23 protein-coding genes are annotated in these 25,269 nt (G+C 40.8%); 5 read left to right on the top strand and 18 right to left on the bottom strand.

Going from position 1 to position 25,269, the window contains the following annotated elements:
* Positions 1–14 precede the first annotated feature (14 nt).
* From FGL37_RS14670 to FGL37_RS14660, 3 genes are all read right to left on the bottom strand, one after another.
* Complete coding sequence (locus FGL37_RS14670) at positions 15–1,883, bottom strand: hypothetical protein (RefSeq protein WP_028069831.1); 1,869 nt, start codon at positions 1,881–1,883, stop codon at positions 15–17.
* 61 nt (positions 1,884–1,944) lie between these two features.
* Complete coding sequence (locus FGL37_RS14665; RefSeq protein WP_138096880.1) at positions 1,945–3,342, bottom strand: beta-helix domain-containing protein; 1,398 nt, start codon at positions 3,340–3,342, stop codon at positions 1,945–1,947.
* Positions 3,343–3,427: 85 nt separating this feature from the next.
* Entirely contained in the window at positions 3,428–6,220 is a 2,793-nt protein-coding gene (locus tag FGL37_RS14660; protein ID WP_051606830.1) for a TonB-dependent receptor, read from the bottom strand.
* 866 nt (positions 6,221–7,086) lie between these two features.
* Between FGL37_RS14660 and FGL37_RS14655 the strand changes: the two genes are divergently transcribed.
* From FGL37_RS14655 to FGL37_RS14645, 3 genes are read left to right on the top strand one after another with little or no spacing between them, the layout of a single operon-like run.
* A complete protein-coding gene (locus tag FGL37_RS14655; protein ID WP_037533170.1) occupies positions 7,087–7,728 on the top strand; it encodes an ABC transporter ATP-binding protein in 642 nt (213 codons plus the stop codon).
* 48 nt (positions 7,729–7,776) lie between these two features.
* The gene (locus tag FGL37_RS14650; RefSeq protein WP_028069828.1) at positions 7,777–9,177 is read left to right on the top strand and encodes an ABC transporter permease; all 1,401 of its coding nucleotides are present in this window, start codon (positions 7,777–7,779) and stop codon (positions 9,175–9,177) included.
* A 30-nt stretch (positions 9,178–9,207) separates the two neighbouring features.
* Positions 9,208–9,684, top strand: coding sequence for a hypothetical protein (locus FGL37_RS14645; RefSeq protein ID WP_028069827.1), 477 nt, complete (start codon positions 9,208–9,210; stop codon positions 9,682–9,684).
* A gap of 22 nt (positions 9,685–9,706) precedes the next feature.
* Here FGL37_RS14645 and FGL37_RS14640 read toward each other — a convergent pair whose 3' ends face one another.
* From FGL37_RS14640 to FGL37_RS14600, 9 genes are all read right to left on the bottom strand, one after another.
* Entirely contained in the window at positions 9,707–10,420 is a 714-nt protein-coding gene (locus tag FGL37_RS14640; RefSeq protein ID WP_028069826.1) for a 16S rRNA (uracil(1498)-N(3))-methyltransferase, read from the bottom strand.
* A gap of 18 nt (positions 10,421–10,438) precedes the next feature.
* Complete coding sequence (locus tag FGL37_RS14635; protein WP_037533168.1) at positions 10,439–11,752, bottom strand: hemolysin family protein; 1,314 nt, start codon at positions 11,750–11,752, stop codon at positions 10,439–10,441.
* 8 nt (positions 11,753–11,760) lie between these two features.
* Entirely contained in the window at positions 11,761–12,303 is a 543-nt protein-coding gene (locus FGL37_RS14630) for an inorganic diphosphatase (protein WP_028069824.1), read from the bottom strand.
* Positions 12,304–12,310: 7 nt separating this feature from the next.
* On the bottom strand, positions 12,311–12,961 hold the full coding sequence (locus FGL37_RS14625) for a DedA family protein (protein ID WP_028069823.1): 651 nt from the start codon (positions 12,959–12,961) through the stop codon (positions 12,311–12,313).
* Between the two features lie 144 nt (positions 12,962–13,105).
* Positions 13,106–13,522 (bottom strand): HIT family protein, encoded by a 417-nt coding sequence (locus tag FGL37_RS14620; RefSeq protein WP_028069822.1) that lies wholly within the window; start codon positions 13,520–13,522, stop codon positions 13,106–13,108.
* 217 nt (positions 13,523–13,739) lie between these two features.
* Positions 13,740–14,213, bottom strand: a complete 474-nt coding sequence (gene greA / locus FGL37_RS14615; protein ID WP_028069821.1) for a transcription elongation factor GreA — start codon at positions 14,211–14,213, stop codon at positions 13,740–13,742.
* Positions 14,214–14,377: 164 nt separating this feature from the next.
* Positions 14,378–15,076 (bottom strand): response regulator transcription factor, encoded by a 699-nt coding sequence (locus FGL37_RS14610; protein WP_028069820.1) that lies wholly within the window; start codon positions 15,074–15,076, stop codon positions 14,378–14,380.
* A gap of 14 nt (positions 15,077–15,090) precedes the next feature.
* Positions 15,091–16,749 (bottom strand): sensor histidine kinase, encoded by a 1,659-nt coding sequence (locus tag FGL37_RS14605; protein ID WP_028069819.1) that lies wholly within the window; start codon positions 16,747–16,749, stop codon positions 15,091–15,093.
* 9 nt (positions 16,750–16,758) lie between these two features.
* Positions 16,759–18,600 (bottom strand): S9 family peptidase, encoded by a 1,842-nt coding sequence (locus FGL37_RS14600; protein ID WP_232048705.1) that lies wholly within the window; start codon positions 18,598–18,600, stop codon positions 16,759–16,761.
* Positions 18,601–18,957: 357 nt separating this feature from the next.
* Here FGL37_RS14600 and FGL37_RS14595 point away from each other — a divergent pair, with 357 nt between their 5' ends.
* On the top strand, positions 18,958–19,248 hold the full coding sequence (locus FGL37_RS14595; protein WP_028069817.1) for a DUF4286 family protein: 291 nt from the start codon (positions 18,958–18,960) through the stop codon (positions 19,246–19,248).
* 44 nt (positions 19,249–19,292) lie between these two features.
* Here the strand turns inward: FGL37_RS14595 and FGL37_RS14590 are convergent, their stop codons facing one another.
* From FGL37_RS14590 to FGL37_RS14565, 6 genes are all read right to left on the bottom strand, one after another.
* Positions 19,293–19,724: a DUF983 domain-containing protein gene (locus FGL37_RS14590; protein ID WP_051606828.1), complete on the bottom strand. Its 432-nt coding sequence runs from the start codon at positions 19,722–19,724 to the stop codon at positions 19,293–19,295.
* Between the two features lie 5 nt (positions 19,725–19,729).
* On the bottom strand, positions 19,730–19,993 hold the full coding sequence (locus FGL37_RS14585) for a CAMCR motif-containing small membrane protein (RefSeq protein WP_028069816.1): 264 nt from the start codon (positions 19,991–19,993) through the stop codon (positions 19,730–19,732).
* Between the two features lie 27 nt (positions 19,994–20,020).
* Positions 20,021–20,722, bottom strand: coding sequence for an RluA family pseudouridine synthase (locus FGL37_RS14580; RefSeq protein WP_028069815.1), 702 nt, complete (start codon positions 20,720–20,722; stop codon positions 20,021–20,023).
* 143 nt (positions 20,723–20,865) lie between these two features.
* On the bottom strand, positions 20,866–21,870 hold the full coding sequence (locus tag FGL37_RS14575; RefSeq protein WP_028069814.1) for an MlaD family protein: 1,005 nt from the start codon (positions 21,868–21,870) through the stop codon (positions 20,866–20,868).
* 5 nt (positions 21,871–21,875) lie between these two features.
* Positions 21,876–22,649: an ABC transporter ATP-binding protein gene (locus tag FGL37_RS14570; RefSeq protein ID WP_028069813.1), complete on the bottom strand. Its 774-nt coding sequence runs from the start codon at positions 22,647–22,649 to the stop codon at positions 21,876–21,878.
* 6 nt (positions 22,650–22,655) lie between these two features.
* On the bottom strand, positions 22,656–23,414 hold the full coding sequence (locus tag FGL37_RS14565) for an MlaE family ABC transporter permease (protein WP_028069812.1): 759 nt from the start codon (positions 23,412–23,414) through the stop codon (positions 22,656–22,658).
* Between the two features lie 255 nt (positions 23,415–23,669).
* Here FGL37_RS14565 and FGL37_RS14560 point away from each other — a divergent pair, with 255 nt between their 5' ends.
* Positions 23,670–25,181, top strand: a complete 1,512-nt coding sequence (locus FGL37_RS14560; RefSeq protein WP_051606826.1) for a DUF6600 domain-containing protein — start codon at positions 23,670–23,672, stop codon at positions 25,179–25,181.
* Positions 25,182–25,269 lie beyond the last annotated feature (88 nt).

The raw sequence follows: 25,269 nt of genomic DNA, 5'->3' as shown, positions 1-25,269 counted from the left end.
ATATTTATAGTCTGCTAATTATTATAATCAACAACTGGACACCCCGATTTTCCGGGATAATCTCGGGAACCTCCCTTGAACTCCGTATCCACAACTTTAAAGATCACTCTTTCTCTTGATTCGTTGTTGGGATACTTTGGATCAGTAATCGTAAATTTTATATATATACCTATTGCCGGCCTAAATTTCTGATCCGTCGTAAAACCGTTTGAATAATATCCAGTATTATTGGCGTATTGATCGTGATAAAACTTCTTAATATAGAAAATAGAAGAGGGCGACTGTTGATAATATGGAAAGAATTTTCGCCATCCAGAATTAACACTATTGACAGTAATCCCTTCATTATATGGCTCATACTTATCAAAAACTTTATATGGCATATAATTAAATGAATTAGCATAGCCATCTCCGAAATCTCTACGATTTAACAAAGTCAATTTCACACTATCCAATCGAACACGATTGACTAAATCACTTACTTCATCATTTGTAAAGTGAGATAAAATTGGAAAAATCGACTGTTCTTGAATGCTAAATTGTCCTTGTCTTACAGGCTCGTATGGCCACCCATTATGACACTGATAGAGAATCTCATCATATTTTAGATGTAGAGCCCAATTAGAATTAATTCCATTTTCTGATTCGAAAACAGGTATTAACCCGATTGTATAGTCATATAATGGAACATAATACGATGGTGAAAGACTATTGTTACCTGTATAAAATTGAATATTATAGAGATTATTTGTGAGGTTGGCTGTTCCCGTTGTTTTAACGATACCGTTGTATTGTAAAGATGTCTGTGTATTGGTAGCAGATTTTGAACCTCCGACAAATGATTTCACAAAACCAAATAATCCTTTAATTACGCCAATTCCTGCTGCTACAGTTGCAATGGGTATTGCTGCGCGAAGTCGCGACGTTTCCAAATTACTTTCTGCCTTGGTTGATCTAGCAACCTTTGCTTTAACATCGGGGAAAGATTCTTTTAATTTATTTATTGATTCCACTAAAGCTCCTCCAGATGTTGTATATTCTACCCCTCCATTTATAAATTTAGCAAAATCAGAACCAGACTTTCCAGCCCCACCGATTGAAGATTTAGCCGTTAAAGTCGAGAAGTCCGACCCCAAGTTCAATTCAGTCTCATTCACTCCAAATACACTGAGTACCAAATTAGTACTATTCTTATACGGGGATGGTTTCGCCATTACAAAATCAAAGTTCATCCATACGTCACTCGCATTTTTTCTGGTAACACTGACTAAAGATAAATCTCTATCTTCTTTGTCGATAATAAATTGATCAGGTGGAGCAGAAAAGCTTAGCATTCCATTATGTTGATCAGGAATTGCATAGCTGAGCTTTGCTATATAGTGAGTTTTCGACCCTTCATTGAGATCTTGTACTCTATAATTGTATACAAAAAATCTTAATACTCCAGAATAAATATTATATAGTGCGAAAAATGGAGCCTGTGCGGGACGATCCGGTGTACCAAAATCCTTCAAATATAACACCCACCCTAATTCGGAACGATAGTCTTTATCAGAATTATTTAACGGATTACCAAAAGTGTTCCAAGGTAACGGCCTTTCTATAGACGGACTTGGTTGACCATTAATTTTGGGTTTAAAATACAAATTTACCTTTGTCAAATTAGGATCGTCCCATTTCCAATTCTTATTAGCATTTTGTTCGTTTGGGTCTGTAACAGCGTTGGCTTTTGTTTTTCGTACGGTGGTTTCTTCTGTTATTTCCTTTGAGTTTTCAAGCTTATCATTTTTTGAACATGATAAACATACAAATAAAGCTAATAACGGCATTAGTCGTCTAAAATTGGCTACAACTGTATTACAGTTATTTTTTTTTCTTCTCATAATTATAAAGTTCAAAAAAAAGCCCACTGGAATGTGGGCCTTTAGGTTCTTAAATATTTTTTTAGAAAGAAGCGCCAGTAGCAGCCTCAGATCCTGACTTCAAGAGGAAGTTTGGAGAGGTTAAACTGTAAGGACCAACCAAAAGGTTCTTAGCAGCAGCTTCGTCCAAGAATTTATTGTTATTTTCAGTCAAATAAGCTTTTAATAAATCTGCATTTTCGAAAGATGCGGTGTTTTTAGCTTTATCTCCTGCAACGATTGTTTTATCAGCCGTGAAAGCTTGATAAATATTGTTTTTGATTAAAGACGTTTTATCTGTCAATGCATCACTAGTTTCCTTATCGCGAATATCAATGCCATAGCGCATATTTATAAAGATTGAATTCGCTAACACCATTTTACTACCTCTTCTCCACAAGTTAGCGTATTCGTGTTTTGCATCAACATCCGTATTTCCTGGACCTATCAAAGTCATATTTGAAATTACAGGACGTGTTCTTGGTGACGAACCAAATACTTTTTCGGAGTTATCCGATTCAATGCCGTTGGATTGACCAGCTTGATCCGCAAGTTTAGGATCTCGAATACCAACTAAGTATTGAAGTTTACCAGAATACCCATTATCAAAATCAAAAATATCGTCTATATTTGCAGTTGATACGAGGTGTTTTGCATTCACCGTACCACCAAACCACTCGAATGAATCATCACCAGAATAGGCTACTTGAACATAATCAACTGTTGTTTTAGATCCTACAGATCCAAAAGTAATACCATTGATTTCATTATTTGTTGTATAAGCAATCCCTGGAAATTCAACACGAACATATTTAAGTACACCTGAGTTATCATCAGCAATAGTACCACCGTGATTTCCATAAGGTGCAGTCAGTCCCCCTTCAATTATACCTGTACCACCCGGGATATTATTAGTAGCCTTACCCAAAATAATCAATCCTCCCCAGTCACCGGGAGCTCTTGTACCCGCCGGTTGGTTGGATGTAAACACAATCGGTTTCGCCGCAGTGCCCTCTGCATTGATCCTGCCACCCATTGTAATAACTAAAGTCGCTTTAGTATTTTTATCTCCTCTAATTACAGTTCCTGCTGGAATTGTTAGCGTTACACCACTTTTTACGTAAACAAAACCCTTCAATAAATATGTTTTTGATGCATCTAAAGTCTTATCTGCAGAAATTTCGCCCGACAATTCCTCTGTAGCAGCAGAATATGCTGTTTTATTTGGTTCATAGTTTACCCAGCCCGCTGTCCAATCTGTTGTACCAAATGCCCCTTTATAAGCAACTTTATCAAAAAAAGCGTCAGCAAGAGATTCATTCGAATCACCTGGTTTCACAGGAGGTTCAATTACTGCTGGATCACTTTTACTACAGCTTACAAATACAGTCAAACCTGCAGCTAAAACAGCCAAAAGATTTAAGTTTAAATTCGTTTTCATTTTCATGTTTTATTTGTACAAAAAGAATATTTTAATTTTACCCAATGATTAACCCGATGTTAAATATTTATGAATTAACAAAGACCTACCAGAACTTATATGAAAGTGTTAATGAGATTGTCGACCCATATTGTTCCATTCTATTAATATTGTCTGTGTCCTTATTAAATGCAGCATTTGGATCGGCACCTTTTGGTTTTTGATAGAAATAAGCTTTATTATTCAATATATCACTATAATTCAATTTTACCTCGGCTCTAGCATTCGCAAATTTCTTGGCGACTTGCAAGTCAAGAATATTTCTAGAGTACTCATAAATATCTGGATCCTCAGCATTTCCGATTGCCCATATTCTCGGTCCAACTCTGTTATAAAGTAAAGTGATTGCCGTAGTATTAGGATCCTTAGTGGTATAAGATAATCCCGCATTGATTAAGTATGGTGATTGTCCTTGTAATTTGCGCTTACCTGTTGAATTCACCGTTGTTGGCACAATAACCTTCGAATAGATGTATGAACCATTGGCACTGATTACGAAATTATCCAAGCGCTCGTCAATAAATTTTAAGTTTTTCCTAACTTCAGCTTCGATCCCAAACACATCCGCAGATTTTGAATTGGTGTAGTTAAAAGAACGTCCAGAGTTGCCTAATTGTAAAGACTGTTCGATTGGATTTTCAAAATATTTATAAAATGCACCTATGGACAAAACCTCGCCAGCTGTTGGATAATATGCATATCCCAAATCAAAATTCGACGTTTTGGATTGTTTCAAATTGGGATTTCCACGAACGTTCATATTTTTGTTAAAATCATAGAAAGGAAATGGAGCCATCTCTCTAAACTCCTGTCTTCCTACTGTTTGTGAAGCTGCAAAACGAAGACTTTGCTTTTCATCCAAATTGTAGATTAAATTTAAAGATGGCAACAACGAAATTGTAGTTGTATCAACTCCTACCGGATTGCCATTATCTTCACTATTTAGTTTTAAATTATATGATTCCAAACGTGCTCCTGTGATCACTCTCAGTTTTTCCATCACGAATCCATCATACATTAAATAACCCGCATTTAAAAATGCTTTTGCGTCATAATGATCCCCACCGTTTGTAATTTCATTCAGTATGAATCCATCTGGGCGAATATTAGCTTGATCAAAAATCTTATCCTGAGGTAATTTCAACAGATTTGCATCAAAATTTCCATTTCTAATAAAACCAATTACCCTTGCATTAAAATTTCTATCCCGGAGCTGATTGAAATATCCTGCTTTCAATTTGTCATTTTCAGAAAATAAACGAATTGGCAGGGTAAAGTTTAAGGCTCCACCATAAGAATTTTCTGTCATCGTAGAGTTGAAATTACCCGCTCTATCGGCTGTGGCAGAACTTGTCGCTGAAATTGCGGCAATTCCATCTTTCGAGTACTCCATACGTTTGTAACCAGGCTCATCTCTATCAGTTCGTCCATAATTTAATGACCAATCTATTTTCAGATTGCTTTTTGAGGAAAGGATGTGTTCCCCTGACAATTGATTGGTCAAAATTGAACGTTGCAATAAGTAATCTCCTGTGCGATAGAACTCACTTCCGGAATCATCCGTTCCTTGGCGGTAAGTAAATTGATTCTCTAGGATACGATTATATAAATTTTTAAAGGAAATCTTATTTGTTTTCCAAGAGTATGCAAAATTAGCCAACGCCCCTAGGTTAGTATTAAAACTATATTGGTCATCATGGAAGACTTCCGGTAATGACTGACCCACATAAGCGTTTTGATCTGCTTCCCGTTTCCGTTGATCATAGCGGTAGGTCAAAGATAGGATAGCTCCAAATTTCGAATCGTCTTTAAAGTTCTTTGTAGAACCATAGTTAAACTGAAGATTTGGTGTCAAAGTTGATTTTTTTGTTTCATATCCCCAATTGTTTTTGAACAGTTTAGAATATTCAAAAATTTCATTTGAATTATTCTCTAAAGATTGAAAATCTTTTGTCGAAGGAAAACCTTTAGGAATTTGACGGTCACTACTAGCAAATCCAAATGCTTCACTACCGGCTCTTTTTGCTGATGTAAAATCCTTAAACGTGGATTGCGTATTGTATGATGTTCCTATTGCCGCGTCAAAGAAATTTTTATCTGGAAAATCCTTTGTATTTACTTGCACCACACCCCCAGAAAAATCAGCTGGAATATCTGGTGTGGCTGTTTTATTAATAATAATAGATTCAATCAGATTTGAAGGAATAATATCAAATGAGAATGCTCTTTTGTCAACTTCTGTATTGGGCAAAACCGCATTGTTCAACATTGCTGAATTATATCGGTCACTTAAACCTCTTACGATGACATATTTGTTATCTTGTATACTAGCACCGCTTACACGTTTGATTGCCTCTGATGTATTTCTATCTGGACTTCTTTTTATTTGTTCCGTAGAAATACCACTAGAAATTCGAGCGCTATTCTTTTGCTGTGCATAAAGTGCACCTATAGATTCTTTTTTAAATGTTCCGGTGATAACAACCTGGTCCAAAAGCTTACCCTCAGAGTTATCAAGAACCACATCTAAATTCGTTATATCCTTATCTTTAATCTCTACATCAGTAATCTGCTTTGTTGCAAACCCCAAGTAGCTAAATTCTAAGGTATACTTTCCTGCGGGTACTGCTGGAATATTGTAATTACCTGTTACATCCGAACTTCCCACTCGCGAAGTGCCAAGTACTTTTACTGTCACCCCTGCAATAGTCTCCCCCGTCTTGACGTTTGTAACTTTACCTGTCACCTTTCCACTACCTTGTGCATAAACACTTGTTGACGCAGCTACCGCTAGAGTAATGACAGCAGCGATTCTTTTGAGTTGTAATTGTGATTCCAATTTATTTTGCTTTTTGTTTCTGCAAAGCTATCCCCAGAATATTATATTAACATTAACAACGAATTACCATTACGTAAACCACTTGTTAACTTAATGTTACGGCTCCACCCACAGTATCACAATTCAAATAAAAAATGTACTTTAAACACTATTAGACCGGTATTTCAGCCTTATTAACTACTGCACATTAAAGCAGTGTAATAAAATTATTAAGCTCAAAAGTTATTAACATTGTGCTCATGTTGTGTTCTGATGATGACTTTCTATCTGTACTGAAGTAGCTTTTTCTTTAAGGCTTCACAAAAACTTGCTGATATAGTTTACCCTTACTCCAATGCAGCGTACTTTTCCCTTCAGGCTTGGCAAAAACTTCATGACGTAAATTACCCTTACTCCAATGCGGTGCACTTTTCCCTTCAGGCTTGGCAAAAACTTCACGAGGTAGTTTACCCTTACTCCAATGCAGCGCACTTTTCCCTTCAGGCTTGGCAAAAACTTCACGAGGTAGTTTACCCTTACTCCAATGCGACGCACGTTTCCTTCGAGGCTTTGTAAAAACTTTCTGATGTAATTTAATTTTACTCGAATGCGATGCACTTTCTCCTTAAAGTCAACCTCGGTAGCTGGACCGTCTCAAATATGCCCCTATGAACGCCAAAAGCCGTTTTTGAAAGAATACTTATTATATTTCAATAATAATACGGGATAAAATCCCGCCAAAAAGTCGTTTCCGTTTTTTGTATTTTGGCGGAATATTACCCCTTAGCGGCTTTCCCCGCTGTAACAAGATTGATCTATTGTTGCAATATTATTGCATATGCAAAGCAATTTCTCTAAGTTTGAATATATTTTCAATTCTGAGGTGTATGAGCAATCCAATCGTATCTACTGAACAGCTATCATTCCGGTATCACAAAGCCAAAAGCATTGTATTTCCTGACATTCATATCGAAAAAGGCGAACATACGCTATTGCTGGGGGATTCAGGAACTGGTAAAACCACCTTGCTCAATATATTAGCTGGCTTGTCCCGGCCTGAAACCGGCACAGTAAAGATAAATAGTCAGAACCTTGCCGAGCTCTCTAATAGTAAATTGGATCACTTCCGATCGCGTTATATCGGATTTATATTTCAGGAAGCTCATCTGCTCAAAAACTTAACCTTAGTGGAGAACATCAAACTGGCGCAATCTCTGGCGGGGGAGAAAGTTGATGTGCAACAAATTCATCTAGTACTGCAGCAGCTACAGCTGGAGCATAAAACCGAGGCCTACCCCAATGAACTAAGCCGTGGACAGCTGCAACGGGCTGCGATCGCGCGTAGCGTTATTAACAAGCCTGCATTGCTGATCGCCGACGAACCGACGGCCGCCCTCGATGACAATAATACCAACCGGGTACTGGAACTACTTCTACATATCGCCGATACAGCTGGATCGACCCTGTTAATCACAACACACGATAAACGGATCAAAGAAAGGTTCTCTAAAATGTACCTTTTGGCATAACCGGTTTACTTTATTTATTCATTATCCTCTTAGTTTTTAGAATTCGTTATGAACACAATACAACTGGTCTGGAAAAATCTAAGTAGACAGTTTGGATCTGTCTTCCTGAGTATCTTACTCACAGCGTTTGGCATTTCCATCCTTGCAGTCCTGTCCATTACCGGCGACACGTTTGAAAAGCAGCTTGACAACAACAGTAAAAATATAGATTTAGTAATAGGCGCCAAAGGTAGTCCGCTACAGCTGATTTTGTCCAGCGTGTACCACATCGACAATCCTACCGGAAATATTCCCTTGGACCAGCTGGAGCCACTACGTGACAACCCTCTTGTACGCCTCGCTGTCCCTTTGTCTTTAGGGGACAACTTTAAGGGGCATCGCATTGTGGGGACCGATTCCAGCTTTCTGGTGATCTATGAAACTAAAGTAAAGGAGGGACGACTCTGGCAAAAGAATTTTGAGGTAGTTATCGGCGCCCAGGTCGCCAAAAAACAACAGCTCAAAATCGGTGATAAAATCAACAGCTCCCATGGGCTCAGCAAAGATGGTCATAGCCATGACGAGCACCCTTTTACAATTGTCGGGATCCTCCAACAAAACAACAATGTCACCGACAACCTGATATTGACCAATCTGGAAAGCGTCTGGGACGTGCATGGCATCGGCCACGACCACGCCGAACACGAAACTGCTGCGGAACGGGAACAGCGCGAACGTCAGGAGGACCGGGAAGAGACCGTGAAAGCACATCTGCATCACCATGGCGAAGACTTACCGGAAACGACCACTTCACCTGCCACCCAAGGTCATGACGATCACAACCATGCCCATCATGACCATGATCACGATCATGAAGATGAAGGCACCTTTGTTAAATCGATCGGGGCGGATATGATTACCCAAAATGGTCTCGAAATTACCGCCATATTGGTCAAGTATCAATCCCCTGCAGCAATAGGTATATTGCCCAAAATGATCGATCAGCAAACAGACATGCAGTCTGCTTCTCCTGCCATGGAAAGCACCCGCTTATTTTCGCTGCTAGGCGTAGGCATAGATTCTTTGGCAATTCTCGCCTATGTCATCATGCTGATCGCAGGGCTGAGCGTATTTATCAACCTCTACAACGCTTTGAAACAACGCAAGTATGACCTGGCAATCATGCGCACACTCGGCGCTTCTAAAGCAAAACTATTCACCATCGTATTGCTGGAAGGACTCGTAATCACTATTGTCGGTGGACTAGTAGGCTTAATACTCGCTCATCTTGCCCTGTATTACATCAGCAACCAGACAAGCCAGAGCGCCGACTTTATCGAAGCTTTTAGGCTTCATCCAAAAGAATTGGTATTTTTGCTTGTTGCGTGCATCATTGGCATACTGGCAGCGTTGATTCCGGCGATCAAAGCGTACAGAACAAGTATATCCGGAACATTGTCAAATAAATAGTGTATAAAAGGTGATAGAGGAAAAAAGAAAATGAAAAAATTGATTACAACATTCGCATTTATTGTATTTTGTATAGTTAATACTCATGCACAGATCGGGAGCAATCCAGATGTGCCGGACCATACCCCCATGATGAACAAAACATGGGACGCCATCGATAAAATGGCGTATAAAGTCAGCTATAACGGTGCAAAGAAAGTTTATACGCCATATTATCCCAAAGAACTCAAAGCACTCGAAAATAAAGTCGTTGAACTACCGGGCTATATGGTGCCGCTGCACAGTGGACGCAATCACAAAAACTTTATGATGTCTGTATTACCTGTCATGCAGTGTCAGTTTTGTGGGTCCAACGGTATCCCCCCGATGGTTGAAGTCACCCTAAAGGGCGGCGCGATTAAATTTTCGGAAGACCCGATAAAGCTTAAGGGAAAAATGATCTTCACAAAAGATCCATTAAAAGGAAATTCGGAGATACAGATTGTTGACGCAGAAGTCGTTAAGTAGGCAAAAAGGCAGAATTAATAGCCTATCTATTCAGCAGCGAGATCTCCAGGCAAGCGGCTAATGCTGCTGTTTCGGTACGCAGACGTGCTTCACCAAGAGAAATGGGTTGAAACCCAGCATGTAGGGCAAGCTCAATTTCCTCAGCGGAGAAATCTCCTTCTGGGCCAATCAGTACAATATAATGCTGCCCAGGTTGAAAAATCTGATCTAAATACTTCTTATCAGATTCCACACAATGGGCAATAGCTTTTTGCACGCCTTCCAGAGGAACTGTATCCAAAAATTGCCGAAACGATATGGTAGGATTCAGCTTAGGCAAACAGGCCTTTAACGACTGCTTCATGGCGGCTACAATCACTTTGTTCAGCCTATCCAGCTTGACTTCTTTACGCTCTGAATGTTCACAGATGATAGGTGTAATTTCCTGAATGCCCACTTCCGTAGCTTTCTCTAAAAACCACTCTATACGGTCTATATTCTTTGTGGGGCCAACCGCGACATGTAAATGATACCTCGGCTGCTGAAAGTCCTCCTCAACTTTTAAGATGGACAATACAGTACGTTTGGGATGTGGATCCACCACTTCCGCTTCATATAAGCCACCTCGGCCGTCAATCAGATGCAGACGATCACCGCTATTCATGCGTAGGACACGGATAGCATGTTTACTTTCCTCTTCACTGAGGATAAAATTTTTGAGTGAAGGATCGATATCGGGAGTAAAAAATAGTTGCATGACCTAATACTTATGCTCTTATTCTTCCAAATCTTCATCAGCCGATTCGACCAATTCCAATTTAACAAACTCGATATTTTGCTGGGCTTTGCGGATGATGGTGAAGATATAACCATATTCTTCCTTCCGCTCACCGACTTCAGGAATCTTATCAAAAATTTCACTTACCAGTCCAGCCATGGTGTCATAATCCTGACTTTCGGGCAATTCAATCGGTAAAAACTCATTGACGTCGTGAATGCTCGCCCCCGCATCCACCATATACTCCGTTTCGGAGATACGCTCCACTACCGGTGTCTCCTCGTCATATTCATCCTGAATCTCACCGACCAACTCTTCGACTATATCTTCTAAGGTAGCCATCCCCGCCGTACCGCCAAACTCATCAAGCACAATAGCGAGCTGCAGACGACGCTGCTGAAACTCTGCCATCAGATCATTGATCTTTTTGGTTTCGGGAATAAAGTATGGCTTACGCATGATATTTTTCATAACCACCTCTTTACCTTTGGCCAGCAAGGGCAAAATATCTTTGGTATGGACGATCCCGACGATCTGGTCGATGTTATCTTCATAAATTGGAATACGGGAATATCCCTCTTCTGTCATCGTTTCGATCAGTTCCGAAGCATCTGCAGTGACTTCAACAGCGACAATTTTAGTTCGTGGTACCATGATATTCTTGACGATACGCTCATTAAAATCAAACACATTTTTGATCAGTTCGTGCTCAGAAATATCCAGCGCACCAGACTCTTTTCCCTTGTCCAGCAGATATTGCAGCTCTTCGGAAGAGTGTGCTGATTCGCCTTTCGTTACTTCAAAACCTAAGATTTTCAGCAAGAAATTAGCAAAGCCATTCAATATCCAGATGAAGGGTCTAAAAATAAAATAGAAAAATTGCAAAGGTACTGCAATTTTCATTGTGGTTGCAACTGGCTTCTGAATCGCAATCGACTTAGGGGCCAATTCACCAAATACGATATGCAACACGGTAATGATCGTAAAGGCTAATATATGACCTGCATTTTTTGCTATTGCTCCTGTCAGCTCAACCCCAAAAAAACCTAATGCCCCTTGCACAATTTGGGTCATTACAGCCTCTCCGACCCACCCCAAGGCAAGTGAAGAAAGTGTAATACCCAATTGTGTAGCGGCCAAATAACCATCCAAATGCTCTGTTATACTTTTGGCTATTGTAGCTACTTTGCTACCTGTTTTTGCCTGAACTTCAATTTGGGAGACCCGGACTTTGACAATAGCAAATTCGGCAGCAACAAAAAAACCGTTGGCCAATACCAAAAACAATGTCCAAAAAATATCGAGCGCCATGCTTGGGGTTATTTGTTAACAAATTCTTTTTTGTACAATTCGATAGCCTCAACTAAGATTCTCTGTGCTTCCTCTCTTCCCTTCACCCCTTCTACCACAACATGTTTTTTCTCTAAAGCCTTGTAGCTTTCAAAGAATTGTACAATTTCTTTCATCGTATGCGGCGGCAATTGATCGATGTCTTTGATATAATTGAATACAGGATCATTTTTAGCGACCGCAATGATCTTGTCATCTTGCTCACCACCGTCAACCATGTTCATAACGCCAATAACCTGAGCTTCGACTAAAGTCAACGGCAAAATATCTACCGAACAGATCACCAAGATATCCAGAGGATCCTTGTCATCGCAATATGTCTGTGGAATAAAACCATAATTGGCTGGATATACGACAGATGAACTCATCACTCTGTCCAAAAGCAACAAACCTGTTTCTTTGTCTAATTCGTACTTTCCTTTGGATCCGTTTGTAATCTCAATGATAGCATTTACGGCATTTGGCACATTCTCACCTGGAGAAACCATGTGCCAAGGGTTTTGTTTACTCATTTTTTATTTACTGTATATTTTGTTTGTTTTTTTTGTCTTTTATCCGCTTTTTAAGCAGGGTAATAGCAATAGGCATGAATGCAATGACGATCATCCCCACGATTACATACTCTACATAATGAATAATCCAAGGGAATTCAATCCCTAAAAAATATCCTGAAAGGGTCAATACCAAGACCCAGATCAAAGCGCCACTGATGTTATATAAAACGAATTTCTTGAAATCTAATTTTACAACACCTGCAAAGATAGGTGCAAAAGTACGAACTATTGGAACAAATCTTCCTATAATTAATGCCGTGCCACCATATTTATGATAAAATTCCTCGGCCATCACTACATATTTGCGCTTGAAGATGAGACTATCCTTACGCTTAAACAACATGGGGCCGGCCCGGTATCCAAACCAGTACCCCGTAAAATTACCCAGTATACCCGCTCCCAATAGGCCGATACAAAGTGTATAAATACTAACATCTATCTTGTGAAGGGCACAGAATAATCCGGCTAGGAATAAGAGGTAGTCACCTGGGAGAAAAAAACCAAAAAACAGACCCGTTTCGGCAAATACGATTAAGATAACTAAATAAAATCCCCCTGAACTCAATAGCTCTTCGGGATTCATTAATTGTTGAAATGACAACAAAAGTTCATGCATAACTTTTAGTAAAAATCAATGTTGTTTCTCTTTTTTTAGAATCAAAATCTACTTTCTCGCCTGTATAATTTAAAACAACAAAGTACAAATATAGTATTCTTCTAAACAACGAAAGTAAATCAAGTGTAATATAATCTTTCGTCCTTATTGATTTTGAGTAGTTATGCTGATAATGGACTCCCTAATCGTCTCGGCGATCTGACTGAGTTCCTCATTGCTCAACGTTAGCTTTGGCCCTGCAAAATTTAGATCGCTGATCTTATTGATCGGAACCAGATGGATATGCGCATGCGCAACCTCCAATCCGACGACAGCAACACCAACTTTAACACATGGAATTACTTTTTTTATCCCTTGTGCAACAATTTTCGCAAACACCCAAAGTGCCATGTATTCATCATCATCGATATCAAAAATGTAATCCGTCTCCTTTTTTGGAATCACCAGTACATGCCCTTTGGCCACGGGACTAATGTCCAGAAAAGCCAGAAAATCATTACTTTCTGCCACTTTATAAGCTGGAATCTCTCCAGCAACGATTTTTGAAAAAATTGTCGACATATTATTCAATATTGGAATAAATCTTAATTTATATACGATCCACTAAAGCTGACAAGATACAGGAACATTGCCTTTTTCTAAATCATCAGCCCTTTCAGCGTTCATTGTTTTAACAAATATAAACAAAAAAGGTCGCGATTGCTATAATCGGACCTTCTTAATATAAAGTTAATTTGTGAATGTGCGGTTATGGCATACCGCACATAACCGACAAATGTTATCTTGAAATCTCTACAATCTCAAATTCAATTTTACCTGCAGGCACCTCAATGACGGCGGTATCACCTTTTGATTTACCCAACAACCCCTGTGCAATAGGAGACTTAACCGAAATCTTACCAGACTTAAGATCTGCCTCAGACTCCGCTACCAATTGATAGGTCATCACAGCACCGTTCTTTTTATTTTTGATCTTGACAATAGAAAGCGCCAAGACTTTGGACGTATCGAGCTTCGATTCGTCAATCAAACGCGCTGTAGCCAAGGTATTTTCCAAATTGGCTATTTTAGCCTCATGTAGTCCCTGCGCCTCTTTCGCGGCATCATACTCCGCATTCTCCGATAAATCGCCTTTGTCCCTCGCCTCTGCAATCGCATTGGCAATTTTAGCTCTTCCTTCCGTCTTCAGATAAGCTAATTCTTCTTTAAGCTTACGCAATCCTTCTTCCGTAAAATAAGTTACTTCTGCCATAATTTTATCTTTTTCTTATTTTCTACATTTTAAAAAAGAAACAAGACCATATTACCCTCGTCGGGTAACATGGTCTTGCTTTCAATCTATACGAAGATAATAATTGTTTTCAACAAAACAAATTCATCCGTATAAAATTTGTCTATTCATAGTAATCGGTCCTATCAGGACTCCTCATCATCGACAAATTTGTAACCCAAGCCCCGTACTGTCTGCAGATAATGCGGTTTGTCCGGATTGGTTTCTATCTTTTTACGCAGACGCACAACGTGCATGTCAAGCGTGCGTGTATTTACATTTGAACTGTAGCCCCACACCACTTCCATCAGTTCCTCCCGTGTGATCTCCCGCCCAAGGTTCTGTAGAAAATGTAACAGAATCCTGTTTTCCAAAATTGTCAGTTCCACCTTCTTACCATCACGTATCAGAGAGTGAATATTCGGATGATGCTCAGTCTGGCCGAATTTATAAATCTCAGGGCTATTTTTAGGCAAGAAAAATTTCACCTTGTTATCTATCATAGCGATCAATACATCCATATTGAATGGCTTGCTGATATAGTCCGTCACGCCAAAACTATAAGCTTCAATTTTGTCCACATCTTGGGATTTTGCCGTCATCATAATAATGATGTTCTCAAATCCTGCTTTGCGTACATCTTCACAGATCTCGTTACCTTCTTTTCCCGGAAGCATCCAGTCCAATAAAACCACATCGGGTCTTTTTTCCAGAATCAAACTTTCTGCTTCATTCCCATTTCCGCTTTGAATGACTTGATAGCCCTCAGATTCCAATCGATGTTTTACCAAGAAACGCAAGTTCTCATCATCTTCAATAACAGCAACAGTGATGTCTTTGTTCATATTTAAATTTATTTTTAAACCGGAAATACCAATGTAAAGGTGGTCCCATGACCCAACTGGCTTTTCACCGTAATGTCGCCGCCGATAAACTCGGTGATCTCTTTACAGAATGCCAGACCTAAACCAATACTTCCTTGCTGATTATATTGACTCTTTATCCTATAAAACTTTTTGAAGATATTGTTAAACTCCGCCTTCTCTATCCCAATGCCTTCATCCCTGAAAATGATAACAAAATTCTTCTTGCTTTGTTGTATGGCAATATCCAGGATTTTATGTCCCGATTTCGAATATTTATAAGCGTTGTCGATCATGTTCTGAAATACGCTGCTCAACAATACCGGATCCGCTAGCATAGATGTTCGTACATCAATTTTTGTGCTAATTTTGAAATCGGGATATTTTATTCTCGAAGAAGCGACGATATTTTCAGTAAACTCCTCTAGATCAACCTCTTCCTTATTCAATTTAATTGTTTTATTTTCAATCTGGCTAAACGACAATAATTTATTCATCAAATTGTTGAGCCGGTCAGCCTCCTGATCCAATATATTACCGTACATCCTTCTTTCATCTTCTGAAAGCACCTGCGCACTCTTGATGTTATTTCCAGCAATTTTAATAACGCTCACAGGTGTTTTAAACTCATGCGTCAGGTTGTTGATGAAATCATACTGCAATTTAAAAAGTCTTCCGTTAATTTCTAAATTTCTATAAATTAAATATAGAATCGCAATCAAAATAATATAAATCAGCGATATACCACCCAAAACAGGCCAAAAACTACGGTTGATCTCGTCCGAAATAAAACTTTTGCTCGACCTAAACAGCAGTTTATAATCCGCCAGAGCTCCGGGCAAAGGCATTTCGGTGGAGATCTCATCATTCTCTGGCGTAATCGGTGCGCCTACTAAGGGTACAATTTCAATCTTTTCGTAAAGATTGGGATAACTGTTTTTGACTTCCAGATACATTGGATCGATCTGGAAATTAAACATATCCTGCTCATAACCCACCGTATGATCCAGATTGCCCTCCATTATGGATTTGTAAACGATCAGATCATTCACCCTCGGAATATTCAGGTAGGTGATCTGCCCTGGTCTGATGGTATAAAAAACCTTTAATATATCTTTATCCGACAACTTTGCATTAGGCTGTAGCTTATCGATATAAGTCGCCAACTTGACTCCTATATTATTGATATCTTCTGAATGCAAGCCCATTTGCGCACGATCACGGATCGTATTTTTATACAAACCTGACCGAGAAATGGAAAAAAAAGTGATCGTCTTGGGCTGGATCCGTAGATTATTAACGATAAAACCATAGTTCAGATTATGATCATTGTTTAGCTGAAGATCAAAAAAACCAATTTCACGTACGAAAGGATAGGAACTTAAAATGCTGTACGCATATTTCCCCGCCTGCACAGAATCCAGGAAGCCTTGGTAAAACGATACCTCAGGTACTCTGTTCTGAAAAAAATCGTTAAATGGGACTAATGTTTGATCAAAAATTTCCGATCTCCTGTTCGTAAATTCATTTTTAATATGAGACTCCGTATAATTTCTGGCCAAAAAAAGCGCAAACAAATACAGACCGCTGATCGCGATCAAAAATACCAACAGTAGACCATAATTTTTCCGGTAGCTGTATTTCGCTGCTTTCATACTTTGTCCCTAATCTACGAGATATTTTGCCAAAAATCGCTCCAGCTCGTTATAATAACCGAAAACATTCTCATCTTTTTTAAAGGTTCTATCCTCATCTTCCTTTAAAAAATACTGCACAGGAATATGGTTGTTTTTTAGTTTCTGAACAAATTGGTTTGCATCCGTCACGGAACTGAAACGGTCTTTTCCACCCTGGGCGAGCAATACTGGGATTCTTACCTTATCAGAATGGAATACAGGCGAAATATTTTTAAACAATTCGGCTTCTCGAATAGGATTGCCAACAATCTGATACATTTTCTGTACGTAGGACTTAAAATAAGGCGGGATGTCCCTAAAATAAGTGAATAGGTTGGTGTAGCCAGAATAGGACGCTGCGCATTTATAAAGATCGGAATTGAAACAGGCGGCATGCAGCGCCGAATATCCACCAAATCCTTTCCCTACAATAGCGATCCTGTTCCCGTCTGCAATCCCTTCTTTGATCAGCCACTTCACTCCGTCGGTAATATCATCCTGGATTTTACCTCCCCATTCCTTAAAACCCGCCGTCCAGAACTTCTTACCAAAACCTGTCGAGCCCCTGTAGTTCATCTGAAAAACCAGATATCCTCTATTGGCCAGAAACTGCGCTTCGTTATCAAACCCCCAAACCTCACGGCCATTGGGTCCATCATGGGGCAATACCACCATCGGTAAATTTTTTCGGTTTGAATGTACTGGATAGGTCAAATAACCGGTTATCTGCTGACCATCTCGCGCTTTATAGGTTACAAATTCATTCGGAGACAACTCCTTATCCTTCAAATCGGGGTTGTTATCCGCCAGCTTTGTCAGTTTTTTAGTCCTAAAATCATAGAAATAAATCCCTCCCGGATTGACATCGGTATAAGTTTTAATAATGATCCTGTCTCCTGAAACATCCGTATTCAGTACCTGAAATTCAAAGCCTTCAATTTGCTCCGCCAATTGATCGTACTTCTTTTTTGTTGCCACATCAAAAAAATGCCGGCCCTGTCTCGAAGTTGTATAATTAACAAACAACAGTCTGTTCTGCTCGGAAAAATATCCACCTGGACTCATATCCACTTCTTTATGGCTGAACAGCTCGCCCAGCTCCCTTTGGTGCGACAGATCGTAACTGACCAGAGCGAGCTTGTCGCGATTGATGTTGGACAGAGCATAAATAACTGACTGTGCACTATCCTGATATCCCAACGGAGTAAAACTACTTTCCACGTCACAACGGACAATCTCTTTGAACGATTCTTTTTCCGATGTTCGATAAAGGACAGATTGCTGTACAGAATCATTTGCGATTGCCAGCCGCACCTGCCCATCAGTTGATACGATCCACGAGCTCATATTGCCCGGATTTTGAAGCACGAGTTCGCGCGGCCGCCCGTCGAGATAAATACGATAAAGGTCAAACAGCGAAGAATCCCGGTCATTGATCCCTGCAATAAAGCTTCCATCCGCGGAGACCGTAGCGTGTACCCATCTAAAACGGGCACGTACCGGTTTGATCAGCGGCCAGATTTTATCTGTTTTGATATCTACCGCATATAGCCGCAGGCTGTCCTGCGAAGACTGTTCGGTCAAAAAAGAAATTTTTGAGCTACTATTCCATACAAAAGACTTGACATTAATATCATTCTGATAGGTCAGTTGTTTCGAACTATCCTGATGCTGCAGGTCGATGATATATATATTTTTACAATGATTATCAATACCGATATAGGCAATATATCGGCCGTCGGGAGAAATCTTAAAACTCGATTTTTCGGGCGTTGAAAAAAAATGGTTGATAGGTATAGGGTCGGCATGATGTTGGCGACACCCCAGCATGACTACACAAAAAAACAAAACAGTCCAAAATTGCAACCTCATAATCCCGAATACGTCCTTATCAATTAACTCAAATATTGTAATTAAATACGAAATTGCAGCGAATGCAACCTTATTTTTACAAGATATCGTAAATCCAAATAACATTCAAACTTAGCTAAATTAGCGCTCATATAAAAACGTTTTATGACGTGCGGGCGATAACTCTGCTGGCCTGACCATTAGGTATGGGTATGCTTGCCTTTCCTGTTAGCACTTTTTTCTATTGGGAGTCGCCGCATTTATACACATCCCCCTTTATCTATAAGCTGTTATTGACTGGAATCTTTTTTACAATAGAAAACCTTATTTTTGTCTATGTTTTTATATAATGTCTCCGTCATAGCGGAAGAAGCAATCCACCAGGAGATTGTCGTCTGGATTCAGGATAATATTCTGCAATCCAAAAAATTTGAGGTTCATTTTCTACAGATGTTGCAGTCACCCCATGAAGGAATGACTTATTGCATACAAGTGGTACTCCCTTCAGAACAACATATTGCGGACTTTCAGCAGGTTCACCTGCTTCCCTTACAGGAGCTTGTTGCAGAAACGTACCAGAACAAGGTCTTCCTTTTTGACAGCACCATGAAGTACTTAAAAAAATAAGAGCGTTCAGACGCTCTTTATTTTCTATATCATGTAACACAGCTTTATTTACTGCTTTCATTTTCGGGTTGCCGATCGTTTTCCTGAATTTCCAAAGCCAGTTCGAACCGCGGGTCGTAGCTTATTTTAGGTGTCAGAAAATGAAGCAGAATCAGACGGGCATACCGGAAATTGAAAGGTGCAAAGAGCAAGATCGTCACCGCTAAACCTGCAAGATACACCCATGGTGACTCGCTTCGGCTCAGCACCGCTATAGCCACAGACACCGAAACAATTTCGGCCACGGACAACGCATAACTGACATACATGGCTGCATAAAAATACCCCGGTTCGACCTCATATTTAACGCCGCAATGCGGGCACACCTCATTCATATGCTGTTTGCGCAAACTGTAAACCTTCCCTTCAAATACGTTCCCCACATGGCATTTGGGGCATTTGGAATGGATCATCGCATGGAATTTAGATGTCGGCATTTCGTCTATTGTATCTCGTTAAAAAATTTCTTTGCAGGCACGTTTCGCTTGCGGTACTTTTTGTACCACAGAAAACCCAGACCTGCTGCTGCTAGATAAGGTATGGCCAGAAGAAACAGGATACCATCATTCAAGCCTTTTCCTTGCATATTCCCCTCTTTTGTAGAGTTTTCGGCATTCAAGGTACACATAGCGCATTGGGCCTGCGAAACAGATGCTGTAGAGCAGCTTAGGGCCACTATGATGACTAGATATTTAAACCATTTCATAGGACAAAGTTACTGAAAATTTAACGATTAGCGCAGCAGGGATTCAAATTTATCCCAAAAACCATCCTTGGGCAGCGATGCAACCAGTTCCGTCTTTTCTTTTTTGATGGGATGTGTAAACACAAGCGAACGCGAATGAAGACAGATGCTTCCCAGTGAACTGCCCCGGGGATACCCATACTTATTGTCCCCAACAATTGGGCAGCCCATGGCAGCCAACTGCGCGCGGATCTGGTGCGTACGTCCTGTCAGCGGCTCGATGCGGAGTAAGTAGAATCCATTGAGCTCACCAACAAGCATATAATCGAGTTCGGCGTAGGTACCGCCTTTTACCTCACGTGGAAAAGCTTTCGTAACACGGGTCTGTCGATTCCGGATCAGCCAGTTGATCAATTTCCCCTCCCTGTTGCGGGGACGCTGCCGCACGATCGCAAAATAAGTCTTTTTCACGGACCGGTCCTGAAAAAACTTATTCATTCTTTCCAGAGCCTTGCTCGTTTTGGCGAATAAGATCATGCCGCTGACGGGCCTGTCCAAACGATGGATCACGCCCACATAGGCATCGTTGGGTTTATCATATTTCTTCTTTAGATAGGCTCTTACCATATCTTCCAATGAAAGATCGCCCGTTTCATCCACCTGTACAATATCCCCCGCTCTTTTATTGATGGCAATCAGGTGATTATCTTCGTAGATTACATCCTTGTCTGTAATGTCCGGTTTATTCATATGTAATTATTTGGCGGTGCGGTCGACTCCTAGAAATAAGCTGCCAACACCTGTATTGTTCTTCAATAACAAAAGCATAAGCCTTCCTGCATAAAAAAGGCTCTACGCAAGCGTAAAGCCTCTTACCTATATATATCGCAGGCTTACTGCGCACTGTCTGCCTTCAGCTGCTCTGCTTTTTTGGCTTCTTCTTTCATTTTCTTTTTGAAAAAGCCGCGCAGCAGGAAATTATGTTGTAGGGCTTCCATATTTTCATCCAATCTTTCTGTACTTGAATTTAAATTATTGATTGCCGATTTGATCTGATCGGCGGACGCCGGATCATTCAATAGAACACCAACGGCATTATCTTTGTCATTTAGACGGCTCGACGCGCTATTCAAATTATTGATCAGCGCGTTGGCTGTCTGCGCGACACCCTGCAGCTGCGCAGCCGACTGACGCAAATTGGAGAAAATAGCTGTATCTGTCGTCAGATCATGAATTAAGCCTTTGTTACTGTTCAACGAATTGGTCAATGTCACCAGATTTGCCGAAGCCTTATTTGCGTTATTCATCGCAGCGCTGATAGACAATAATGTGGCACGCAGAGTATTGACCATGGAGGTATCTGTCAGCATTGCCCCTACCATACCCTTACCATCCGCCAGACCACGCGAGATTTCCACAAAATCTGTTGTTATTTTGGCCAGGTTCTCATTATTCACCTGCAATGTTTCCATCATCGCTTCCATATCAGCAGTTTTGGCCGAGCGCAGAAAATCACCGGTCTCCACAGTAGGCGCATTTTGAGATCCACCGGAAATAACCACAATTTTATTACCGATCAGACCGTCAGATCCCAATTTGGTCACGGCGTCTTTACGGATATACTCAGCAGACTTCTCTTCAATGGTCAGCACCACTTCCACGTCTTGCACACTTTTGAAATGGATATTTTTAATGATTCCCACTTTAACCCCCGAAAACCAGACGTTACTGCCGACTTTCAAACCTGCAACATCAGGAAAGGAAGTGGTAATCTCGATATTTTTTGTAAATTTCTTTTGCTGGCTGCCCAAAATAAAGATTCCGGCCAAAAGAATCAATACGCCTAAAAAAACAAAAATACCAACAATGATTGCTCTTTTATTTTCTGCCTTACTCATGTATATTATAGAATAAAATTATAATTATAAAACGCTTTTACGCGTTCGTCATCTGTATCAAAAATCTCCTCAAAAGATCCCTGTCTTTCAAATTTACCATCCAGCAACATCACGATACGATCGCCCACCTCCTTTGCGCAGGCCAGATCATGGGTGATGATAATGGAAGCGGTCTTGTAACGTTCCTGAACTTCATTGATCAGACCATTGATGTCCAGACAAGTAATGGGATCCAGACCAGCAGTAGGCTCGTCATACATCATAATTTCAGGTCTAAGGATCAATGTGCGTGCAATACCGATCCGTTTACGCTGTCCTCCGGATAATTCAGAAGGCATCTGATTAATGGTCTGTGACAGTCCTACACCATCCAGCACTTCCTCTATAGCATAGTTGATCTCTGATCTTGTCAGCTTGCGCTTATTGCGCACCAACGGAAATTCCAGGTTTTCACGGACCGTCATACTATCATACAAGGCACTGTTCTGAAAGGAAAAGCCAATTTTGAGCCGCAATTCACGCAGCTGACGGTCATTCAAGGTGGTCACCGAATCACCTAGCACATTGATGGTTCCTTCGTCAGGTCGCAGTAGGCCGGCAATCAGCTTGATCAGAACCGACTTACCCGTTCCGGATCTTCCAAGCACGACAAGGTTCTCTTCTTTATATAAATCAAGGTTTACCCCTCTAAGCACATGATTATCGCCGAATGACTTGCTGACATTGCGGATCTCAATAACCGATTTAGAACGATCTATATCCAATTTAGCCTTTTCCATATACCTTTATCCAAAGAACGATAAAACCTGTACAATAATTATTTCCTCGATAAATACAAAGAACATCGAGGCTACTACCGCCGCATTGGCTGCCTTTCCGACACCTTCTGTCCCTTTTGACGAAAAATAACCGCAATAGCAGCTCACCGCGCCTATCGTAAAACCGAAGATTACAGCACGAAGCACCATGGCTCCCAAATCCTTAAATGCAATGGTTTCAAAGACCTGCGTGAAAAAACTCAAAAAACTGAGATCATCCTTGCTCATCATACTTAGGTAACCACCTAATAGACCGATCCCTGCTACATAAAAACAGAGCACCGGAATTCCAATCGTTGTAGCTAAAATTCTACTAACAATCAAAAATTTATAAGGATTAGTCCCGGAGACTTCCATCGCGTCGATCTGCTCCGTGACATTCATTGAACTGAGTTCGGCACCGATCTGAGACCCCACTTTACCAGAGGCGATCAACGCCGTCACCAAGGGTGCAAGTGCCCGTACAATGGCAATGGAAATCAAAGATGGCAACATTGAGGTCGCCCCAAACTCCTCTAGTGAAGGACGCGATTGTTTTGTGAATACAAATCCCACAATAAAACCGGTCAGACTGATTAAAGGCAGTGATTTATAGCCTATTTCATAGCACTGACGGATAATCTCTTTGAATTCATATGGTGGAGTGACCAATTCGCGCCAAAACCGCAACAAGAAACGATGAATGTTTGCGAATTCTAGAAAAAAAGTCTGAAGTTTTTTAGCCATTTAAAATGATGTCTATTTCAAATTAATGTGTCATAAACACGTCGTACGCTGAACAAACACGTAACAATTCGAGCGGTAAAGGTAAATAAAAAATATGTATCTAAAATTGTCGTTTATGTAAAAAGATCATGAAATTGACTTTTATATCATAAAAATCAGAATTATAGTGTACCGATTAAACCATTCTATACGTTATGCTGTCATAATAACAAAGACAATAGCATAGAGTTTTGTCGCATTAAAAATATTACAGAGATGAAAAATTTAGGCAACATTAAATATTGGGTATTGGGGTTGATCGGTGTCGCATCTTTTTCAAGTTGCGCAACTTCAATGGCCCAGAGAGGCGGCTATGTAGGTTATAACAACTACAATTCGGGGGTCTCTTTTCAAATGTTCTACGACGAACTTTCGCCTTATGGACAATGGATCAACGATCCAAACTATGGCTATGTCTGGATTCCGGACGCTGGGCCTGATTTTCAGCCCTATGCCACCAATGGTTACTGGACCATGACAGACTACGGCAATACATGGGTATCCAACTACGATTGGGGATGGGCTCCTTTTCACTATGGTCGCTGGAATTACAACGACCGCTATGGTTGGGGTTGGGTCCCCGACTACGAATGGGGACCAGCGTGGGTCAATTGGCGTCAAAGCAGTGATTACTATGGCTGGGCTCCTCTTGGCCCCGGCATGAGCATCAATGTTTCGGTCAATATCCCAATGAACTTCTGGACTTTCGTCTCCGTCAATCATTTCATGAACCGGAACATGGATCGCTATTATGTAAACAGACGCAATTACAACAGCATATACAATAGAACCACGGTAATCAACAATACCACCATCATCAACAACAATTATTATGTGGGAGGTCCAAGAAGGTCAGATATTGAACGTTCGACAGGAAGGAGTATTGCCGTAAACAGAATCACAAATGCGGATAGACCCGGTTCGGCCCGCACGAGTGCAAGTCGCACGAGAACCGGTGAAATCGCCATGTACCGGCCGGCAGTAGACCGCAACACACGTTCGTCGGCACGTCCTACCAATGTGGTTGACGTTTCTACACGAACACGTAACAACAACAGCTCCATCGCCGACCGTAACAATCGCGTCATCTCCAATCGGGACAATATTAATTCGAGATCGGGAAACCGGGAACTGTATATCGATAATAATGGTAATGCTTCGATAAGATCACGTAGCGAAAGTAACAATAATGGCGCAAGCCGCGGTTCTACTAGCAACAGCAGAACCAGAGACAACAGTTCCGTGGACAGAAACAATGTGAGCAGACAGCCCAATAACACGAATTACGATTTTAGAACGCGTACGTCAAATAGCAACCCTACTTCTACCAGTAGAAACAGACAGGACGGCACTGCTGACAACAGTGGAGTTGTCAGCAGCAGAACCCGTTCGGGCCAGCCAGCCTCACAACCTGATCAGACGATACGTAACCGTGGCTATGACAATGGAAGCAGAACGCGCTCCAGTCAGCCCGTAAATCAGCCGATGCAAAACCGAGGCTACGAGGGCGTTAGCAGAACCCGTTCGAGTCAACCGGCTTCGCAGCCGAGTCAACCTGCTCAGACTAGAGTTCAGCATAGAGGCTACGAGAATACCAGAAGCAGATCTTCTGCCCCATCCGTGGAAAGATCGACCCAACAGGGGGCATCCTCTTCAAGAAGCCGGTCGTCCGAAAGTTCAGGCCGGGGTGGCGGTTCGGAAAGATCTTCTGGCGGCAGAACGCGTTGAGAATAACTTAAGTAAACAGAACAAAGGCGGGACAGTACATCTACTGTACCCGCTTTTTTGCTAGGCTCATCATCAATCTATCTTTTTC

The organism is Sphingobacterium thalpophilum, assembly GCF_901482695.1.
Lineage (GTDB): Bacteria > Bacteroidota > Bacteroidia > Sphingobacteriales > Sphingobacteriaceae > Sphingobacterium > Sphingobacterium thalpophilum.
Note: the sequence above shows the minus strand (reverse complement) of the source record. Positions and strands in the feature narration are given on the sequence as shown.

Bases quoted from the DNA above. Each gene is read 5' to 3' on its own strand.
- FGL37_RS14580 (WP_028069815.1), bottom strand. From the start codon at position 20,722: ATGAATAAACCGGACATTACAGACAAGGATGTAATCTACGAAGATAAT.
- FGL37_RS14635 (WP_037533168.1), bottom strand. From the start codon at position 11,752: ATGGCGCTCGATATTTTTTGGACATTGTTTTTGGTATTGGCCAACGGT.
- FGL37_RS14590 (WP_051606828.1), bottom strand. From the start codon at position 19,724: ATGCCGACATCTAAATTCCATGCGATGATCCATTCCAAATGCCCCAAA.
- FGL37_RS14655 (WP_037533170.1), top strand. From the start codon at position 7,087: ATGAGCAATCCAATCGTATCTACTGAACAGCTATCATTCCGGTATCAC.
- FGL37_RS14570 (WP_028069813.1), bottom strand. From the start codon at position 22,649: ATGGAAAAGGCTAAATTGGATATAGATCGTTCTAAATCGGTTATTGAG.
- FGL37_RS14625 (WP_028069823.1), bottom strand. From the start codon at position 12,961: ATGCATGAACTTTTGTTGTCATTTCAACAATTAATGAATCCCGAAGAG.
- FGL37_RS14560 (WP_051606826.1), top strand. From the start codon at position 23,670: ATGAAAAATTTAGGCAACATTAAATATTGGGTATTGGGGTTGATCGGT.
- FGL37_RS14620 (WP_028069822.1), bottom strand. From the start codon at position 13,522: ATGTCGACAATTTTTTCAAAAATCGTTGCTGGAGAGATTCCAGCTTAT.
- FGL37_RS14595 (WP_028069817.1), top strand. From the start codon at position 18,958: ATGTTTTTATATAATGTCTCCGTCATAGCGGAAGAAGCAATCCACCAG.
- greA (WP_028069821.1), bottom strand. From the start codon at position 14,213: ATGGCAGAAGTAACTTATTTTACGGAAGAAGGATTGCGTAAGCTTAAA.
- FGL37_RS14565 (WP_028069812.1), bottom strand. From the start codon at position 23,414: ATGGCTAAAAAACTTCAGACTTTTTTTCTAGAATTCGCAAACATTCAT.
- FGL37_RS14585 (WP_028069816.1), bottom strand. From the start codon at position 19,993: ATGAAATGGTTTAAATATCTAGTCATCATAGTGGCCCTAAGCTGCTCT.
- FGL37_RS14600 (WP_232048705.1), bottom strand. From the start codon at position 18,600: ATGCTGGGGTGTCGCCAACATCATGCCGACCCTATACCTATCAACCAT.
- FGL37_RS14605 (WP_028069819.1), bottom strand. From the start codon at position 16,749: ATGAAAGCAGCGAAATACAGCTACCGGAAAAATTATGGTCTACTGTTG.
- FGL37_RS14665 (WP_138096880.1), bottom strand. From the start codon at position 3,342: ATGAAAACGAATTTAAACTTAAATCTTTTGGCTGTTTTAGCTGCAGGT.
- FGL37_RS14645 (WP_028069827.1), top strand. From the start codon at position 9,208: ATGAAAAAATTGATTACAACATTCGCATTTATTGTATTTTGTATAGTT.
- FGL37_RS14650 (WP_028069828.1), top strand. From the start codon at position 7,777: ATGAACACAATACAACTGGTCTGGAAAAATCTAAGTAGACAGTTTGGA.
- FGL37_RS14640 (WP_028069826.1), bottom strand. From the start codon at position 10,420: ATGCAACTATTTTTTACTCCCGATATCGATCCTTCACTCAAAAATTTT.
- FGL37_RS14630 (WP_028069824.1), bottom strand. From the start codon at position 12,303: ATGAGTAAACAAAACCCTTGGCACATGGTTTCTCCAGGTGAGAATGTG.
- FGL37_RS14670 (WP_028069831.1), bottom strand. From the start codon at position 1,883: ATGAGAAGAAAAAAAAATAACTGTAATACAGTTGTAGCCAATTTTAGA.
- FGL37_RS14575 (WP_028069814.1), bottom strand. From the start codon at position 21,870: ATGAGTAAGGCAGAAAATAAAAGAGCAATCATTGTTGGTATTTTTGTT.
- FGL37_RS14610 (WP_028069820.1), bottom strand. From the start codon at position 15,076: ATGAACAAAGACATCACTGTTGCTGTTATTGAAGATGATGAGAACTTG.